The sequence below is a fragment of the Streptomyces sp. TRM64462 genome (assembly GCF_013362995.1).
In the GTDB taxonomy this organism is placed as follows: Bacteria; Actinomycetota; Actinomycetes; order Streptomycetales; family Streptomycetaceae; genus Streptomyces.
The window spans coordinates 1-17763 of record NZ_JABWDV010000346.1; the positions used below are offsets into that span (position 1 = coordinate 1).

Consider the following 17763-nt stretch of genomic DNA (forward strand, 5'->3'; position numbering starts at 1 on the left):
AGCTTGGGGGAGATTGAGGAGCGGGGGTTCGGGGGCGGAGCCCCCGATTCGGGAAGGGGCGGGATAGGGGACAGACCCGCCGGACACGACCGAGGGGGCGTCGGGGCGAGGAGGCCGCGGGATGACGGAGAGTGCGGGTACGCGTCTGAAGCGGTCGGCGCCGGCCGCCGGGCGGCAGTGGGTGGCCGCGGCGCTGGGCGTGTGGGTCGCCGTCCTGCTCGTCGTGGACCTGCGGTCGTCCGGGCCCGGGGCCCGGCAGGCGGCGGCCGTGGCGCTGGTGGGCGCGGTGGTCGCCGCGGCGGTGCTGACCGTCCCGTGGCCCGCCGGGCGTCTGCTGCGGTGGGCGGCGGGGAAGGCGCGGCGCGGGCCGGCGGAGGAGGCGGATCCGTTCGCCGACGAGGAGGACTTCTTCGCGTCCGTGCGGCGGCTGATGGTCCTCTCGGTGCTGAGCATCCTCGTCACGCTGGTGACCCACACGGTGGTCGTGATGCTCGCGCTGTGGGCGGGGGTACGGCTCGCCGGGGGCGTGGGCCTGCCGGTGGAGGTGTCCGGGGCGGGGCCGGTCGTCGTGGCGGGCCTCGTCGTGGGCGCCGTGTCGTCGACGGCGGCGGGGCTCCTCGGCGCGGCCCGGCGCCGTACGGGGCGCGGTGCGGGCGCGGGGCGTGCCGCAGCGCGGGTCGCCGCCCGCCTCGGCCATGTCGCGCTGGGCGTGGCCGGGCTCGCGCTGGCCGCGGCGCTGATGGACGGCGTACGGCTCGGCGGTCCCGGTCCGGTGTGGCGGCAGGCGCTGCTGCTGACGGCGGTGGTGTGCGTCGTACAGCTCGCGCCGCGGCTCTCGCTGTCGCTGCCTGTGCCGGGTGTGACGTCGCTGTTCCTGGTCGCGGTCCAGGCGCTGGTGCTGTGGGCGGCGCTCCAGGCGGCCCCGTACATGGAACCCCGGCTGTACGTCGACGGGTTCTGGCCCCTGGTCGGCACGGCGGCGCTCCTGTGGGCCGTGGACGGGCCGGCCCGTCTGGCGGCCGCGCGCGCGGAGGCCGCCCACCGGCCGCCGCCCGCACCGGTCGACCCGTTCCCGCCGGACCACATGTTCCCGCAGGGTCCGTACTACTGAGCCGGTCGACCGCGTCGGCGCACCCCGGGGCAGGGCCCTCGGGAAGATCGAAGTAGCGTGGGGTTAGCATATGAGCGCCGCCTAGCTCGAAAGATAATCCTGTGACTGTCAACGACGACTCGTTCACCAACTGGAAGAACCGCGAGGAGATCGCGGAGTCGATGATCCCGATCATCGGGAAGCTGCACCGGGAGCGGGACGTCACCGTCCTCCTCCACAGCCGCTCCTTGGTGAACAAGTCGGTGGTCAGCATCCTCAAGATCCACCGATTCGCCCGGCAGATAGCCGGTGAGGAGCTCTCGGTCACCGAGACGCTGCCGTTCCTGCAGGCCCTCACCACGCTCGACCTCGGTCCTTCCCAGATCGACATCGGCATGCTCGCCGCCACGTACAGGGCCGACGACCGCGGCCTGTCGGTGGCGGAGTTCACCGCCGAGGCCGTCGCCGGCGCGACGGGCGCGAACAAGATCGAGCGCCGCGAGCCGCGCGATGTCGTCCTCTACGGCTTCGGCCGCATCGGCCGTCTCGTCGCGCGTCTGCTCATCGAGAAGTCCGGTTCCGGCAACGGTCTGCGCCTGCGGGCGATCGTCGTCCGCGGGGGCGGCGATCAGGACATCGTGAAGCGCGCCTCACTGCTGCGGCGCGACTCGATCCACGGCCAGTTCCAGGGCACGATCACCGTCGACGAGGCGAACAGCACCATCATCGCCAACGGCAACGCGATCAAGGTGATCTACGCCAACGACCCGTCCGAGGTCGACTACACGGCGTACGGCATCAACAACGCCATCCTGATCGACAACACCGGCAAGTGGCGCGACCGCGAGGGCCTGTCGACGCATCTGCGTCCGGGCGTCGAGAAGGTCGTCCTGACCGCGCCGGGCAAGGGCGACGTCCCGAACATCGTGCACGGCGTCAACCACGACACGATCAAGCCGGACGAGCAGATCCTGTCCTGCGCGTCCTGCACGACGAACGCGATCGTGCCGCCGCTGAAGGCGATGGACGACGAGTTCGGGGTGCTGCGCGGTCACGTGGAGACCGTCCACTCGTTCACGAACGACCAGAACCTGCTGGACAACTACCACAAGGCCGACCGCCGCGGCCGTTCCGCGCCGCTCAACATGGTCATCACGGAGACGGGCGCCGCCTCCGCCGTCGCGAAGGCGCTGCCTGAGCTGAAGGCGCCGATCACGGGCAGTTCGATCCGCGTGCCCGTCCCGGACGTGTCCATCGCGATCCTCAGCCTGCGGCTGGGCCGTGAGACGACGCGCGAGGAGGTACTCGACTACCTCCGCAACGTGTCGCTGACGTCGCCGCTGAAGCGCCAGATCGACTTCATCACCGCGCCCGACGCGGTGTCGAGCGACTTCATCGGCTCGCGCCACGCGTCGATCGTCGACGCCGGCGCGACGAAGGTCGACGGCGACAACGCGATCCTGTACCTGTGGTACGACAACGAGTTCGGCTACTCGTGCCAGGTCATCCGCGTCGTCCAGCACGTCTCGGGCGTCGAGTACCCGACGTTCCCGGCTCCGGCGGTCTGATCCGACCGGACACACGGCAGTGAAGTGCCCCGGCCTCCCGCAGGCCGGGGCACTTCGCTGTGCGCACCGCCGTGCGCACCGCCGTCCGCGCTGTCGTCCGCGCCGTCGTCCGCGCCGTCGGAGGGCCGGAGGAATCGTTCCCTCTTCCCCCCTCACCCCACAGATCGATTTAGATTAGGCTTACCTAATCAATGCGACCCCAGGGGGATGCCGTGGGACACGGCTGGCAGGGTGCCGTCCTCAAGATCATGCGCGGCAAGGACTTCACACTCACCGTCAGATCGAACGAGCGAGTCTCCGACAGGCTCCACCGCCTCTCCTTCTCCGACGGCGGGATGCTCCGCGCGACCGGGGTCCACCCGACGATGTGGGTGCGCCTCTGGTTCGACGACGACGGCCGGCCCCACCAGCGCGCCTACACCCTCGTCGCCCCGGACCCCGTCCAGGGGACGTTCGCCATGGAGTTCGCGCTGCACTCCGGCCGCGCCAGCGACTGGGCCCGCACCGCACGCCCCGGCGACACCATCGAGGCGACGGTGCAGGGATCGCAGTTCGCCCTGCCGGACCCCCTGCCGTCCCGGCTCCTCGTCGTCGGCGACGCCGCGTCCCGGCCGGCCATCGACTCACTGCTGGACTCCATGCCGCTCACCCCCGCCACGGTCTGGTACGAGACGTCGCACCCCCGCGACAGCGACCACGCCCCGCGGGACGGCGGCGCGGCGCGCGAGGTCATCCACGTGCCGCGCCGCGACAAGGGCGCCCATCTGGTCGAAACGGTGCGCGCCGCCCTTCCGGAACACGTGGACGACTCGTCCTACCTCTGGATCGCCTGCGACACGGCGACCACCCGGGCCCTCACCTCCTACGCCCGCAAGCAGCTCGGCGTACCGAAGGAGCGTCTGCACGCCCTCGGTTACTGGCGGGCGACCTGACCGGACCGCGCCTTCGAGGTTAGGTTAGGCTTGGCTAAGTATCACGGTGTGGCGCGGCCTCGTGGCCGCCGTCCGGGGGCCGCCCGGCGTCCGCGGCGGTCCGACCATCCCTGAACATCCCGACGTACCGGAAGAGACGGAACGAACATGACCGTACGGGTCGCCGTGGCCGGCGCCAGTGGCTACGCGGGCGGCGAACTCCTGCGCCTCCTGGCCTCCCATCCGGAGGTGCGGATCGGCGCCGTGACCGCCCACAGCAGCGCGGGACGCCGGCTCGGCGAGGTGCAGCCGCACCTGTCGGGGCTCGCGGACCGGACGCTGGAGCCCACGTCGGCCGACGTGCTGCGCGGACACGACGTGGTGTTCCTCGCCCTGCCCCACGGCGAGTCGGCGCCGCTCGCGCGCGGCCTGGAGGACGACACGCTCGTCCTGGACTGCGGCGCGGACTTCCGGCTGCGCGACGCCTCCGAGTGGACGCGCTTCTACGGTTCGCCGCACGCCGGTACGTGGCCCTACGGCCTGCCGGAACTCCCCGGGGCGCGGGCGGAGTTGCGGGACGCCCGCCGGATCGCCGTGCCCGGCTGCTACCCGACGGCGGTCACCCTGGCCCTGATGCCCGCGTACGCCGCCGGCCTGGTCGAGCCGGAGGCGGTCGTCGTCGCGGCCAGCGGCACGTCGGGGGCCGGCCGGGCGGTGAAGCCGCACCTGCTCGGTTCCGAGGTGATGGGCTCCATGAGCCCGTACGGTGTGGGCGGCGTCCACCGGCACACACCCGAGCTGACGCAGAATCTGTCGCGCGTCGCGGGCGAGCGGGTCACCGTGTCGTTCACGCCGACCCTGGCCCCCATGCCGCGCGGCATCCTCGCCACCTGCTCGGCCCGGCTGCGTCCCGCACTCACCGGCGATGACGGCCCCGAACGGGCACGCGCCGCGTTCGAGAAGGCGTACGCGGACGAGCCGTTCGTCCGGCTGCTGCCGCCCGGCCGGTGGCCGTCCACTGGCTCGGTCGTCGGCTCCAACACGGCGCAGGTACAGGTGGCCGTGGACCCGGACGCCGGCCGTCTCGTCTGCGTGAGCGCCGTCGACAACCTGGTGAAGGGCACCGCCGGTGGCGCGGTGCAGTGCATGAACGTCGCCCTCGGCCTGCCGGAGTGGCTGGGCCTGCCCACGAATGGAGTGGCTCCGTGACCGTGACCGCTGCCCAAGGGTTCCTTGCGAGCGGTGTCGCCGCCGGCATCAAGGAATCCGGCGATCCCGACCTGGCCCTGGTCGTGAACCGGGGCCCGTCCCGCGCCGCCGCGGGCGTCTTCACCTCCAACCGCGTCCAGGCCGCTCCGGTGCGCTGGTCCCGCGCGGCCCTGGCGGACGGCACGCTGTCGGCGGTCGTCCTCAACTCCGGTGGCGCCAACGCGTGCACCGGCCCCGCCGGCGCCGAACACGCCCGCCTCATGGCGGAGCACACGGCGCGCGCGACCGGGGCGGCGGACGCGCACGAGGTGGCGGTGTGCTCGACGGGGCTCATCGGCGTCCCGCTTCCCATGGGCCGGGTCACGGCCGGCATCGGTGCCGCGGCGGAGCGGCTGTCGACGAGCGGCGGCGTGGACGCCGCCGTGGCGATCAGGACGACGGACACGGTGCACAAGACCTCGGTGGCGGCCGGGTCCGGATGGACCGTGGGGGGCATGGCCAAGGGTGCGGGCATGCTCGCGCCCGGACTGGCCACCATGCTGGTGGTCCTCACCACGGACGCCGACGTGTCCGCCGCGGACCTCGACACGGCCCTGCGCGGTGCCGTGCGCACCACCTTCGACCGGGTGGACTCGGACGGCTGCATGTCCACGAACGACACCGTGCTGCTCCTCGCGTCCGGGGCGTCCGGGATCGTGCCCGGCGAGGCCGAGTTCGCGGACGCGGTCCACACGGTGTGCCGCGACCTGGCGCGCCAGCTCGTCGCCGACGCCGAGGGGGCGTCCAAGGAGATCGAGGTGGTGGTCGTCGGGGCGGCGTCCGAAGCGGACGCCGTGACGGTGGGCAGGTCCGTCGCGCGCAACAACCTCCTCAAGTGCGCGCTGCACGGGGAGGACCCCAACTGGGGGCGCGTGCTGTCCGCGATCGGCACCACGGACGCCGTGTTCGACCCGGACCTGCTGGACGTGGCGATCAACGGCGTCTGGGTCTGCCGCGACGGGGCGGCGGGCGAGTCGCGCGACAAGGTGGACATGTCGGGGCGCCGGATCACCGTCACCGTCGACCTCCGCTCCGGCGAGGAGTCGGCGGTCGTCTGGACCAACGACCTCACCGCCGAGTACGTCCACGAGAACAGCGCCTACAGCTCATGAGCGGAGTGGGAACAGGGATGGGGACACCCGTCGATCAGGATGCGGCCGGTGCGGATCCGGCCGCCGGGGACCTGCCGTGGCGGGAGGAGCTCCAGGGCCGGACGGTCGTCGTGAAGTTCGGCGGCAACGCCATGGTGGACCCCGCGCTCCACCGGACCTTCGCCCAGGACGTCGTGGAGTTGTGGCACGCCGGGCTGCGCCCCGTCGTCGTGCACGGCGGCGGCCCGCAGATCAGCGCGATGCTCGACCGGCTGGACCTGGAGGTCCGCTTCGAGGCCGGCCTCCGGGTGACGACCCCGGAGACGATGGACGTGGTCCGTATGGTGCTGACGGGGCGGGTGCAGCGCGAACTGGTCGGCGCCATCAACGCGCACGGGCCGTTCGCCGTGGGCCTGTCCGGTGAGGACGCGCACACCATGACGGCCGTGCGGCGCCCGGCCTGGGTGGACGGGCGGCCCGTGGACATCGGTCTGGTCGGCGACATCGTGTCCGTGGACGCGGGGGCCGTACGGGCGCTGCTGGACCAGGGCCGTATCCCCGTGGTCTCACCGGTCGCCCGCGGTGCGGACGGGGAGGTCTACAACGTGAACGCCGATCTCGCCGCCTCCGCGCTGGCCGTGGCCCTGGGCGCGGAGCGCCTGGTGGTGCTGACCGACGTGGAGGGGCTGTACGCGGACTGGCCGCACAGCACCGAGGTCATCGAGCGTCTGACGGCCAGTGAGCTGGACGGACTGCTGCCGGGTCTCGCGAGCGGGATGCTGCCGAAGATGGAGGGGTGCCTGCGGGCGGTCCGCTCGGGCGTCGGCCGGGCGCACGTCGTCGACGGCCGCGTCCCGCACGCGGTGCTGCGCGGTGTGTTCACGGAGAAGAGCCCCGGCACGACCGTCGTGCCCGACACCCCGCCGGCGGGCGAGGGAGCCGGCGCATGACGGCCGACGCGACCGCACCGCTCACCGACCGCTGGCGCGCGGTGCTGATGGACACCTACGGCACTCCCCCGCTGGCCCTGGTCAGCGGCGCGGGCAGCACCGTCCGGGACGAGGCGGGCCGTACGTACACCGACTTCACCGGCGGGATCGCGGTCAACACCCTGGGCCACGCGCACCCCGCCGTGGTCGACGCGGTCACCGCTCAGGTCGCCCGCCTGGGACACGTGTCGAACCTGTTCGTGTCGGAGCCCTGCGTCGCCCTCGCGGAGCGACTGCTGGACCTCGCCGGGCGGCCGGGCAGGGTGTTCTTCGCCAACTCCGGTACGGAGGCGGTCGAGGCCGCGTTCAAGATCGCCCGCCGGACCGGACGCACCCACGTGGTCGCCGCCGAGAACGGCTTCCACGGGCGCACGATGGGCGCTCTGGCCCTGACCGGGCAGCCGCCGAAGCGCGATCCGTTCCTGCCGCTGCCCGGCGACGTCACGCATGTGCCGTACGGGGACGTCGACGCCCTGCGTGCGGCCGTCGGCGAGGAGACGGCGGCGGTCGTCCTGGAACCGGTCCAGGGCGAGGCGGGTGTGGTGCCGGCTCCGGAAGGGTATCTGCGGGCGGCGCGGGAGATCACGCGCGCCACGGGTGCGCTGCTGGTCCTCGACGAGGTGCAGACCGGCATCGGCCGTACGGGCCACTGGTTCGCGCACCAGGCGGTACGGGGTGTGGAGCCCGACGTCGTGACGCTCGCCAAGGGCCTCGGCGGTGGCCTGCCGATCGGCGCCGCCGTGGCGTTCGGTGACGCGGCCGGTCTGTTGGGGCCCGGGGACCACGGCTCCACGTTCGGGGGCAACCCCGTGGCCTGCGCGGCGGGGCTCGCGGTCCTGCGGACCATCGAGGCGGAGGGCCTGCTCGCGGAGGTCGTCCGTAAGGGCGACGTGCTGCGCCGCGGCATCGAGGCGTCGGGGCACCCGCTGGTGCGTGAGGTGCGGGGAGCCGGGCTGCTGCTGGGCGTGGCGCTCACCGCGCCGGTGGCGGCGCGGGTGCAGCGGGCCGCTCAGGACGCGGGCTTCCTGGTGAACGCGGCCGGTGCGTCGACCGTGCGGCTGGCTCCCGCCCTGACGGTGACGGACGAGGAGATCGCCGCCCTGGTGAAGGAGTTGCCCGCCGTCCTGGACGGCTGACGCGGCGTGCCGTGACGGCGTGAAGGGGCCCGAGCCATCCNCCGGCTCGGGCCCCTTCACGTCGTCACGGAGGCGACTGAACTCGGCTGAACTGGACTGAACAGAACAGACGGAACGGTCACAGGACGCGGGCGAGGACCTTCGCGCCGCGCCGGGGATCCAGCGATCGCGCCCATGAGGCCGGGGCGAGCTCGGGCGCCACCGGGGCGAAGCCGTACCGCAGGAAGAGACGGCCGCTGCCGGTCGTCGCGGTGAACAGAGCGTCCAGCTCCCGGGATCGGCCCTGGGCCAGCGCGGCGTCCAGCAGCCGGCCCCCGAGACCGCTGCCCTGCCGGCGTCGCGCGACGCAGAAGTTGTACACGACTCCGGTCGGCCGGTTCCTCCCCCTCGGGTCGGTGTGCACGCGGACGGCCAGGCAGCCTTCCAGGGTGCCGTCCGGGGCTTCGGCGACCAGGAAGTCGGTCGCGTTCCACTCGTACACGTGGGACGGCCGGGCGCGCAGCGCGCCGGAGCGGACGAACGGCTGGGAGAGCGCCGCGAGCGCGGCGGCGTCCCGGGGCCAGGCGCCCCGCACGGTGAGCGTGGGGGCAGGAGCCAGGCGGGGCGTGTGGGGCGGGTGGGGCGCGCGCGGCGACGGCGTGGTGGGGCGCGGCGTGACCGTGATCAAGGCGTTCCTTCCTCGGTTCCACCGCGTGGGACGGCCGTATGGTCCGTCGATGTCACCCCGGCGAAACAACTTGTGCAAGGTTAGCCTTACCTAATCGGCCTGCCAAGTCGCGGCCGCCGTCATGAGCCGCACGGCCGTCCGGGGTACTCGTCGCCCTCCGGTACTCCGGCCTCGCGCATTCTGCCCACGACGGCCTCCAGGTCGCCGTCGTCCACGTCCGCGGGCATGTTGAGCGTCCGGTCGAAGACGACGGTCCTTCCCTCCGTGTTCCACAGGACCCACCGATGGGGAGCCTGCGACCCCTCCCAGAGGTGGGCGTAGCGTCGCGGATCCTGGGCGCGCGTGCTCACAGCTTGCTCCCCTCCGTCGCGTCACGTCCCTCCACGAAGGTGGCCACGACCTCGATGGACCCGATCCTCGACGGTTCGACGCGGCGCGGGTCGTCCCCCAGGACCACCAGGTCGGCGCGCTTGCCCGGGCTGAGCGTGCCCGCGCTGTCCTCCCAGCGCGAGGCGTACGCCCCGGCGACGGTGTAGGCGTGCAGGGCCTCGTCGACGGTGATGCCCTCGCCGGGGCCGATGGCCTGTCCCGAGACGGAGGTCCGTTCCACCATGAACTGGATGGCCCGCAGCGGCGATCCGTCGGTGACGGGCCGGTCGGAGCTGCCGACGAGTGTGACGCCGTGGTCGAGGAAGCCACGGCCGCGGTACATCCAGGGTGCCCGCTCCTCCCCCATGATCGCCGCGTAGTCGTCGCCGAAGTAACGCAGGAAGTTGGGCTGGACGACGGCGCTGACGCCGAGACGTGCGAAGCGGGGGAGCTGGTCGGGGCGTACGAGTCCCGCGTGTTCGATCCGGTGGCGCGCGTCCGGGCGGGGGCGCAGCCGCTGGGCGCGCTCCAGGGCGTCCAGCGCGAGGTCGGCGGCGCGGTCGCCGATGGCGTGCACGGCGAGCTGCCACCCGGCGAGGTGGCCGTCGACGATCAGCTGGGCCAGGGTCTCCGGGTCGTCCTGGAGTTCACCGGTGTGGGTCATGCCTTCGTACGGCGCGGTGAGCGCTGCCGTACGGGCCATCATGCCGCCGTCGGTGTAGATCTTGAGGGCGCCGACGGAGAGCCAGTCGTCGCCGAAGCCGGTGCGCAGGCCGAGGTCCAGTGCCCGGGGGATGCCGTCGTCCCGGTGCGCCGGGAGCGGGCGAAGGGTGTCGCCGGCCGCCATGAGCTGGACGCGCAGGGGCAGTCGGCCCTGGTCCCTGAGCAACTGGTAGGCGCCCAGCTCCACGGGGCTGTGTCCCAGGAGCCCGCCGCCGATGCCCCCCTCGGCGCAGGCCGTCACGCCCTCGGCGAGGCAGGCGCGGCCGGCGTGCTCGACGGCGTCGGCGATCTCGGACTGCGCGTACGGCAGGCGCAGGTTCCGCGCGGCGGTCATGGCGCTCTCGGCCAGGAAGCCGTCCTCGTGCGGCACGTCGGCGGGCAGCAGGTCGAGTACGGCGCTGTTCACCACGCAGGCGTGCCCCGAGTCGTGCATCAGGAACACCTTGCGCCCCGGGCTGACCCGGTCCAGCTCAGCCGCTGTCAGATGGCGCCCCAGAGCGCGCTGGTCGTACCCGCCGATGTCCACCCAGGCCCCTGCCGGGCCCTGGCGGGAGGCTGCCTCCGCCACGACCGCGAGCACGTCCTCGACCCGCTCGCAGGGCGCGACGCTGGGGGTCATCGCCTTCAGCCCGGTCCATGCCAGGTGGACGTGGCTGTCGATGAACCCCGGCAGGACGGTGGCGCCCTGGAGGTCGACGACCTCGCGTGCGGGCAGGGCCGTCACGGCCTCGTCCAGGCCCACGACGCGGCCCCGCCAGATCCCCAGGTCGTGGGCGACCGGATGGTCCGGGTCCATGGTGATGATGTGTGCGTTCGTCAGCCTCGTGCAGAGCATGGGCGGTCCGTCTCTGAGGTCGGTCGCTGAGGTCGGTCTGAGGTCAGGTGGTCTCGGCGGCCAGCACGGTGTCGCCGGGCGACGGGGCGTCGGCGGCCGGCGCGTCGGCCGGCCGGTGGCGCGCGGGGGCGGCCGGAATCATCAGCGGGGTCCCGGTCTCCGGGTCGTCGATGATGCGGCAGGGCAGCCCGAAGACGTCCTGGACCAGTTCGGCCGTCATGACGGTGGACGGGTGGCCCTCGGCCGCGACCTCGCCTCCGGGCTTCAGGACGATGAGGTGGGTGGCGTAGCGGCACGCCTGGTTCAGGTCGTGCAGGACCGCGACGACGGTGTGGCCCTTGCGCGCGTGCAGTTCCGCGCACAGGTCGAGGACCTCCACCTGGTGGGCGATGTCCAGATAGGTGGTCGGTTCGTCCAGGAGGAGGATGGAGGTCTGCTGCGCCAGCACCATGGACAGCCACACGCGCTGGCGCTGTCCACCGGAGAGGTCGTCCACGGGCCGGTCCGCCAGGTCCAGCACACCGGTCTGCCGCATCGCCTCCGCCACGGCCGCCTCGTCCTCGGCGGACCACTGCTTCAGCAGCCGCTGGTGCGGGTAGCGGCCGCGCGCCACCAGATCGCCGACCGTGATCCCACCGGGCGCGGTCGACGACTGCGGGAGCAGGCCCAGCCGGCGGGCGACCTCACGGGAGCGGTACGTGGCGATGGCGGCGCCGTCGAGGTAGACCTGCCCGGCCCGCGGCTTGAGCATCCGCGCGAGCGCCTTGAGCAGGGTGGACTTGCCGCAGGCGTTCGGGCCGATGATCACGGTGAACGAGCGGTCCGGGATGTCGACGCTCAGGTCGCTTGCCACCGCGCGCTGGTCGTAGGACAGCGTGAGGGACTCCGCGCGCAGGCGGGGGCTCGGCGGGTTGGTTCCGGTCATGCGCGGCTCTTTCGGGATTCGTTGATCAGCAGCCAGATGAGGTACAGCCCGCCGACACAGCCGGTGGCGGTGCCCACGGGGAGCAGCGCGGGGGCGAAGAGGCGCTGTACGGCGAGGTCGCTGACGGCCAGCATGAGGGCGCCCGTCAGGGCCGACGGCAGCAGCGCGGGCCCGTACGTGCCGGTGAGCTTGCGGGCGACCTGGGGCGCGGCCAGGGCGACGAACCAGATGGGGCCGGTCACGGCGGTGGCGAACGCGGCGAGGGCGACGCTGATGACGAGCAGGACGGTGCGGGTGCGGGCCACGTCGACGCCGAGCGCCATGGCGGTGGTGTCGCCCATCTCGACCATGGACAGGCGGCGGGAGAGGAGGAAGGCGAGCGGCAGCAGGACGGCGACGGCGAGGCCGATGGCGTTGGCGTGCAGCCACAGCCGGTTGCCGAGGCTGCCGATCAGCCACGCCTGGGCCTCCAGAGCCTCCTGGAAGGTGGCCCGGGTGATCAGATACGAGTTGACGGCGAGCAGCAGGGCGCTGACGCCGATGCCGATGACGACCAGTCGGAAGCCGGTCAGTCCGCGCCCGAGCAGCAGCAGATGGACGGCGGCGGCCGTGGCGAGACCGCCGATCAGGGCGCCGACGGCGATCTGGGTCATGCTGCCGTGCAGCACGATGATGACCACCAGCGCGCCCACCGCGGAACCGTTGGTGAAGCCGATGATGTCGGGGCTGCCCAGGGGGTTGCCGGTGAGGCTCTGCAGGATCGCGCCGCTCACCGCGAGAGCCGCGCCCACGCACAGCGCGGTCACCAGGCGCGGCATGCGCAGGGTGTTGACGACGAAGTCGGCCAGTTGCGACCCGTCGCCGGTGAGGGCGTGGAGGACCTCGCCGACGGACAGCTCGAAGTCACCGGTGGTCAGAGTGACGCCCGCGGCGGCCACGAGCGCGGCGAACAGCACCGCGGTGACCGCGATGGCGCGGCCGTGCACCCGCAGGGAGACGCTTCCCTTCCGGGTGCGGACGACCCGGCCGCTGATGACGCGGGGCGGGTCCGCGGGCCCGGCGACGGCACGCTTCCCGTTGCCTGCGGGGCCGGATCCGGGTCCGTGTCCGGGTCCATGTCCGGGCGTGGAGGCGTTCGCCTCCCGTACGGAAGTCACAGCATGACCAGCTTTCGACGGCGGCACAGCGCGATGAACAGGGGGGCGCCGATGAACGCGGTCACGATGCCGACCTGCACCTCGCCCGGGGCGCCGAGCACCCGGCCCAACACGTCCGAGCCGATGAGGAGGACGGGCGCGAGCAGCATCGAGTACGCGAACACCCAGCGCTGGTCGGGGCCCATCACGAACCGGGCGACGTGCGGCACGGCGAGGCCGACGAAACCGATCGGCCCGGCGGCCGCGGTGGCGGCGCCGCACAGCAGCATGACGGCGAGAGCGCCGAGGCCCCGCGTGCGGCCCACGTTCACGCCGAGGGCGCGCCCCACCTGGTCGCCCATGGCGAGGGCGTTGAGCGACGGGGCGAGGAGCAGGGCGATGAGGAGACCCGCGGCGATGAACGGCAGCGCCATGAGGACGATGTCGTAGTAGCGGCCGGCGAGTGAGCCCACGGTCCAGAAGCGGAAGGCGTCGAACGCCTCCGGATCCAGCAGGAGGACCGCCCAGTTGAAGGCGTACAGCACCGCGGTGACGGCGGCTCCGGCGACGACGAGCCGCTCGGGGGTGGCGAGCTTCCGCCCCGACGACCCCAGCAGGTAGACGCCGACGGATGCCGCGGCGGCGCCGGCGAGGGCGAACCACACGTAGCCGAGCGGGGCCGCGACACCGAAGAAGGCGATGGCCACGACGACACCGGCGGAAGCGCCGAGGTTGATGCCGAGCATGCCGGGGTCGGCGAGCGGATTGCGCGTCAGGGCCTGCATCAGGGCGCCGGACAGGCCGAGGGCCAGGCCGACGAGGAGGCCGAGGACGGTGCGGGGGATGCGGTAGTCGTGGATGACGACGGACGCCTCCGACCCGTCGGGGTGCCACAGCAGATCCCAGGTCTGGGTGAAGGGGATGCCCCGCGTGCCGACCCAGATGCTGGTGAGCGCGACCAGGGCCAGTGCGCCGAGCGTGACGAGCAGCCCGAGGCCGCGCCATGCGACGGCGCCGGGGCGGCTCGTGGGCACGGCGGGGCGTTCGGGTCCGCTCCCGGGTTCATTCCCCGGCATGGTTCCGGGCGCCGCCTGGGCTTCGACGGACAACGACAACTCCCCCTGGCGGCGGTTCATATGTGACACGGGACGCAACTTAGGCAAGCCTAACCGTACAGTGCGAGCAGGTCAACGCGCGGGGCGCACCTCCGGCCGGGGTGGCCGCCGACCGCCATCCCGCACACCCCCTTGGCGAGGAATCCGATTAAGGTAGGCTTACCTAACCAACAGCCTGGCTTTCCCCTGCCCATAAGCCCTGTTCTCTCGTGGAGGCACCGCATGCCCGATGGCGGAGTGACCGGGGGCGGCGTCCTCCGAAGAGCGATCGGCGACCAGCGCCGCCGGATCGTCGGAGCGTCGCTCCTCGGAATGGCCCACCAAGGCTGTGAGGCCCTCGTCCCGGTCGTCATCGGCCTCGTCATCGACGAGGCGGTGGCGACCGGTTCGTCCGGTGCGCTCCTCCGCTGGCTGCTCGCCCTCGCCGTCCTCTTCCTGGTGCTGTCCACGTGCTACCGGAACTCGGCACGGCTCACCGAGGCCGCCGGAGAGCGGGCCGCGCACCGGATCCGGCTCGACCTGGGCGCCCGGGTGCTCGATCCGCGGGGCGGCGCCGACGCCGGGCGGCTGCCCGGGGCGCTGACCGCCGTCGCGACCGGCGACGCCCGGCGGGTGGGCTCGGTGGCCTCCGCCCTGCCGTACGCCCTGTCGGCGGTCGCCGGACTGGCCATCAGCGCGGTGGCGCTGCTCCGTATCTCCGTACCCCTCGGCCTGCTCGTCCTGCTCGGTGTCCCGCCGCTGCTGTGGATCGGCCACCGCATCAGCCGCCCCCTGGAGCGGCGCAGCGAAGCCGAGCAGGAGCACGCCGCGCACGCCTCCGGAGTCGCCGCCGACCTCGTGGCGGGGCTGCGCGTCCTGAAGGGCATCGGCGCCGAACCGGCCGCGGTGTCCCGCTACCGGGAGACCAGCCGGACCTCCCTGGCCGCCGCTCTGCGCGCCGCCCGCAGCCGCGCCTGGCACGACGGGACGATCCTCGCCCTGACCGGTATCTTCATCGCGGTCATCGGCCTGGTGGGCGCCCACCTGGCGATGCGCGGCTCGATCAGCGTGGGCGACCTGGTCGCCGCGGTCGGCCTGGCGCAGTACCTGCTGGGGCCCTTCCAGCTCCTCACCTATGTCAACGGGGAGTTCGCCCAAGGGCGCGCCTCGGCCGACCGGATCGCCGAGGTGCTGGCCTCGCCGCCCGCCGTCACGGCCGGGACGGCCGGACCGCCCGCCCCGGTGGCGGGCCGGCTGCGGCTGCGCGGCGTCACGCAGGGCGCGCTGCGCGGTGTGGACGTGGACGTCGCGCCCGGCACCGTACTCGGCGTGGTCGCCAAGGACCCGGCCGCGGCCAACGACCTGCTGCTGTGCCTGGGCCGCGAACTCGACCCGGCCGAGGGCAGCGTCGAACTCGACGGCGTACGGCTCGCCGACCTCGATCCCGACGACGTACGGCGCGCCATCCTGGTCGCGCACCACGACGCCGACCTGTTCGAGAGCAGCCTGCTGGACAACGTACGGGCCGGTGCGGACGCGTCCGCCGACCTGGCGCCCGCACTCGAGGCCTCCGCGGTGGACGACGTGGCGCGGGTCCTCCCGCAGGGCGTGGACACCGTACTCGCCGAGCGCGGGCGCTCCCTCTCCGGCGGCCAGCGCCAACGCGTCGCCCTGGCCAGGGCGCTGGCCGCCGACCCGCCGGTCCTGGTGGTCCACGACCCGACGACCGCCGTGGACACGGTCACCGAGGCCCGCATCGCGGAGCGGCTGCGGGAGCTGCGCCGGGGGCGCACCACGATCCTGGTCACCACCAGCCCGGCGCTGCTCGCCGCGGCCGACCGGGTGCTGATGCTCGACGACGGCACCGTGACGGCCGAGGGAAGCCACCCGGAGCTGGTCACCGCCCACGCGGCGTACCGCTCGGCGGTGCTGGCATGACGGCGTCGTACGACTCGTACGACTCGTACGAGCGGACGGACGCGGCCGGGAACCCGGACGCGCAGGCGGCGAAGGACGAAGGACGGACCATGAGCGAACCCAGCGCGCCCGGAGCGGCGGACGGAGCCGGCACGCCGGAGCGCGAGCTGCTGCCCACGGCCACCGGCGCCGAGACCTTCGCCGTCGTACGGAGTCTGCTGCGCGGCCACCGCGCGCTGGCCGTGGGCGCGGTGACCGTTCTGGTCGTCGGCACCGGCATCGGGCTGCTGACGGCGCCGCTGCTGGGCCTCATCGTCGACCTGGTGGTGGACCGGAAGGGCGCCGCGGCGCTGACCCTGCCGATGGCGCTGCTCCTGGCGGTGGCCGTCGCACGGGGCGTCGCGACGGCCGTCGGCAAGTCCCTGGTGGCGCGGCTGGGCGAGACCCTCCTCGCGGACCTGCGGGAGCGGTTCATCGCGCGGGCGCTGCGGCTGCCACTGGAACGGGTCGAGAAGGCCGGGTCCGGCGACCTCACGTCCCGGGTGACGGGCGACGTCACGCTCATCGCGAAGGCGGTGCGGCAGGCACTGCCCGAGTTCGCGGGAGCGTTCCTCACCATCGTCCTGACCCTCGTGGGGCTCGCCGTTCTCGACTGGCGGTTCCTGCTCGCCGTGCTGGCGGCGGTTCCGGTGCACTTCCTGACGGTCCGCTGGTACATCCCCCGGGCCGCGCGGATCTACGCCGCCCACCGGGTGGCGACCGGCGCCCTTCAGCACCAGCTCCTGGACAGCGTCGGCGGGGTGCGCACGGTACGGGCGTTCCGCCTCAACGACCGGCACGCCCGGCAACTAGAGCAGCGGTCGGGCGAGGCGGTCGACCTGGCGGCGCGCGGGATGCGGCTGGTGTCCGGCTTCTTCTCGCGGCTCAACGTCGCCGAGTTCATCGGCATGACGTCGATCCTGGTCGCGGGCTTCTGGCTGGTGGACAACGGCTCCGTCAGCATCGGTACGGCCACGGCGGCGGCGCTCTACTTCCACGGCCTGTTCAACCCCATCAACGCGGCGCTGTTCCTGATCGACGACGCCCAGTCCGCCGGGGCCAGCCTCGCGCGCATGGTCGGCGTGTCGAACCTGCCGACGGAGCGGGAGCCGGAGCGCGGGGACTCGCCCGTTGACGGCTCGGTCAAGGTGTCGGGCCTGGGGCACGCGTACGTGGACGGCCACCCGGTGCTCGCCGACGTGAACCTGGAGGTACGGGCCGGCGAGCGGGTGGCGCTGGTGGGCGCGAGCGGAGCCGGCAAGACGACGCTGGCGAAGCTGATCGCGGGCGTCCACGAGCCGGCCTCCGGCTCGATCTCCCTGGGCGGTGTCGACACACGGGAGCTGGGCCTGGCAGGCGTCCGGCAGGCGGTGACGCTGATCAGTCAGGAGGTCCACGTGTTCGCGGGCCCGCTGGCGCAGGACCTGCGGCTGGCCCGCCCGGAGGCCACCGACGACGAACTGCGCGCGGCGCTGGCGCACGTGGGCGCGCTGGAGTGGGTGGACGCGCTGCCCGAGGGCCTGGCGACCGTCGTGGGCGAGGGCGGCCACCGCCTGACGGTGACGCAGGCCCAGCATCTGGCACTGGCGCGCCTGGTGCTCACGGACTCGCCCATCGCGATCCTGGACGAGGCCACGGCCGACGCCGGCAGCGCCGGCGCCCGCGTCCTGGAGACCGCGGCGCTGCGTGCCCTGGAGGGCCGCACGGGTCTCATGGTGGCCCACCGCCTCCCCCAGGCCGCCGCCGCCGACCGCGTGGTCGTCCTGGACGAAGGCCGCGTCGTCGAGACCGGCACCCACGACGAACTGGTCGCCGCGGGCGGGCGCTACGCGGAACTGTGGTCGGCCTGGTCCGCCAGCCGCCGCGAACCCGCGGTCCCGGCGTAGCCCCGCCGCCGGGGGCCGCGCCCCCGTCCCCGCCACCACCACGGCTCCCGCCCTCTCACCAGGGCGGGAGCCTTGCGCGTGGTGGACGGTTCTCTCCCCTACCCCGCCCCTTCCCGTAACTGGGGGCTCCGCCCCCAGA

General features: G+C 73.4%; 15 protein-coding genes. 9 read left to right on the forward strand and 6 right to left on the reverse strand.

From position 1 onward, the window contains the following. The first annotated feature begins 121 nt into the window (after window positions 1-121). The 7 genes from HTZ82_RS18300 (at window position 122) to HTZ82_RS18330 (ending at window position 8033) form a co-directional block, all read left to right on the forward strand. Window positions 122-1111, forward strand: a complete 990-nt coding sequence (locus tag HTZ82_RS18300; RefSeq protein WP_175410484.1) for a phage holin family protein — start codon at window positions 122-124, stop codon at window positions 1109-1111. 101 nt (window positions 1112-1212) lie between these two features. Next, entirely contained in the window at window positions 1213-2658 is a 1446-nt protein-coding gene (locus tag HTZ82_RS18305; protein WP_175410485.1) for a glyceraldehyde-3-phosphate dehydrogenase, read from the forward strand. Window positions 2659-2870: 212 nt separating this feature from the next. Beyond that, on the forward strand, window positions 2871-3590 hold the full coding sequence (locus HTZ82_RS18310) for a siderophore-interacting protein (protein WP_175410486.1): 720 nt from the start codon (window positions 2871-2873) through the stop codon (window positions 3588-3590). 147 nt (window positions 3591-3737) lie between these two features. Continuing rightward, the gene (gene argC, locus HTZ82_RS18315) at window positions 3738-4778 is read left to right on the forward strand and encodes an N-acetyl-gamma-glutamyl-phosphate reductase (RefSeq protein WP_175410487.1); all 1041 of its coding nucleotides are present in this window, start codon (window positions 3738-3740) and stop codon (window positions 4776-4778) included. Further along, entirely contained in the window at window positions 4775-5929 is a 1155-nt protein-coding gene (gene argJ / locus HTZ82_RS18320) for a bifunctional glutamate N-acetyltransferase/amino-acid acetyltransferase ArgJ (RefSeq protein WP_175410488.1), read from the forward strand. Before argC ends, argJ begins: the two co-directional genes overlap by 4 nt. 17 nt (window positions 5930-5946) lie before the next feature. After that, window positions 5947-6858 carry an acetylglutamate kinase gene (argB, locus tag HTZ82_RS18325; RefSeq protein WP_175410489.1) on the forward strand — a complete coding sequence of 304 codons (912 nt, stop codon included), beginning with the start codon at window positions 5947-5949 and terminating at the stop codon, window positions 6856-6858. Next, a complete protein-coding gene (locus tag HTZ82_RS18330; protein ID WP_175410490.1) occupies window positions 6855-8033 on the forward strand; it encodes an acetylornithine transaminase in 1179 nt (392 codons plus the stop codon). Before argB ends, HTZ82_RS18330 begins: the two co-directional genes overlap by 4 nt. A gap of 118 nt (window positions 8034-8151) precedes the next feature. Here HTZ82_RS18330 and HTZ82_RS18335 read toward each other — a convergent pair whose 3' ends face one another. From HTZ82_RS18335 to HTZ82_RS18360, 6 genes are all read right to left on the reverse strand, one after another. Beyond that, a complete protein-coding gene (locus HTZ82_RS18335; protein WP_375540833.1) occupies window positions 8152-8700 on the reverse strand; it encodes a GNAT family N-acetyltransferase in 549 nt (182 codons plus the stop codon). Window positions 8701-8819: 119 nt separating this feature from the next. Beyond that, window positions 8820-9050: a hypothetical protein gene (locus HTZ82_RS18340; RefSeq protein ID WP_175410491.1), complete on the reverse strand. Its 231-nt coding sequence runs from the start codon at window positions 9048-9050 to the stop codon at window positions 8820-8822. Next, window positions 9047-10627, reverse strand: a complete 1581-nt coding sequence (locus tag HTZ82_RS18345; RefSeq protein ID WP_175410492.1) for an amidohydrolase — start codon at window positions 10625-10627, stop codon at window positions 9047-9049. Before HTZ82_RS18345 ends, HTZ82_RS18340 begins: the two co-directional genes overlap by 4 nt. A gap of 43 nt (window positions 10628-10670) precedes the next feature. Next, complete coding sequence (locus HTZ82_RS18350; protein ID WP_175410493.1) at window positions 10671-11552, reverse strand: ABC transporter ATP-binding protein; 882 nt, start codon at window positions 11550-11552, stop codon at window positions 10671-10673. Next, a complete protein-coding gene (locus HTZ82_RS18355; protein ID WP_309235550.1) occupies window positions 11549-12709 on the reverse strand; it encodes an iron chelate uptake ABC transporter family permease subunit in 1161 nt (386 codons plus the stop codon). The genes HTZ82_RS18350 and HTZ82_RS18355 overlap by 4 nt, the downstream gene beginning before the upstream one ends. Then, a complete protein-coding gene (locus tag HTZ82_RS18360) occupies window positions 12706-13764 on the reverse strand; it encodes an iron ABC transporter permease (RefSeq protein ID WP_175410496.1) in 1059 nt (352 codons plus the stop codon). Before HTZ82_RS18360 ends, HTZ82_RS18355 begins: the two co-directional genes overlap by 4 nt. Before the next feature lie 261 nt (window positions 13765-14025). On the opposite strand from HTZ82_RS18360, the gene HTZ82_RS18365 reads away from it, so the two are divergent. Beyond that, complete coding sequence (locus HTZ82_RS18365) at window positions 14026-15720, forward strand: ABC transporter ATP-binding protein (protein ID WP_217624290.1); 1695 nt, start codon at window positions 14026-14028, stop codon at window positions 15718-15720. Window positions 15721-15809: 89 nt separating this feature from the next. Then, window positions 15810-17624, forward strand: coding sequence for an ABC transporter ATP-binding protein (locus HTZ82_RS18370; RefSeq protein ID WP_175410498.1), 1815 nt, complete (start codon window positions 15810-15812; stop codon window positions 17622-17624). Window positions 17625-17763: the final 139 nt, after the last annotated feature.

Excerpts from the sequence above, each read along its gene's own strand:
- HTZ82_RS18350 (WP_175410493.1), bottom strand. The coding sequence starts at position 11,552 with ATGACCGGAACCAACCCGCCGAGCCCCCGCCTGCGCGCGGAGTCCCTC.
- argB (WP_175410489.1), top strand. The coding sequence starts at position 5,947 with ATGGGGACACCCGTCGATCAGGATGCGGCCGGTGCGGATCCGGCCGCC.
- HTZ82_RS18360 (WP_175410496.1), bottom strand. The coding sequence starts at position 13,764 with ATGCCGGGGAATGAACCCGGGAGCGGACCCGAACGCCCCGCCGTGCCC.
- HTZ82_RS18345 (WP_175410492.1), bottom strand. The coding sequence starts at position 10,627 with ATGCTCTGCACGAGGCTGACGAACGCACACATCATCACCATGGACCCG.
- HTZ82_RS18330 (WP_175410490.1), top strand. The coding sequence starts at position 6,855 with ATGACGGCCGACGCGACCGCACCGCTCACCGACCGCTGGCGCGCGGTG.
- HTZ82_RS18365 (WP_217624290.1), top strand. The coding sequence starts at position 14,026 with ATGCCCGATGGCGGAGTGACCGGGGGCGGCGTCCTCCGAAGAGCGATC.
- HTZ82_RS18370 (WP_175410498.1), top strand. The coding sequence starts at position 15,810 with ATGAGCGAACCCAGCGCGCCCGGAGCGGCGGACGGAGCCGGCACGCCG.
- HTZ82_RS18300 (WP_175410484.1), top strand. The coding sequence starts at position 122 with ATGACGGAGAGTGCGGGTACGCGTCTGAAGCGGTCGGCGCCGGCCGCC.
- argC (WP_175410487.1), top strand. The coding sequence starts at position 3,738 with ATGACCGTACGGGTCGCCGTGGCCGGCGCCAGTGGCTACGCGGGCGGC.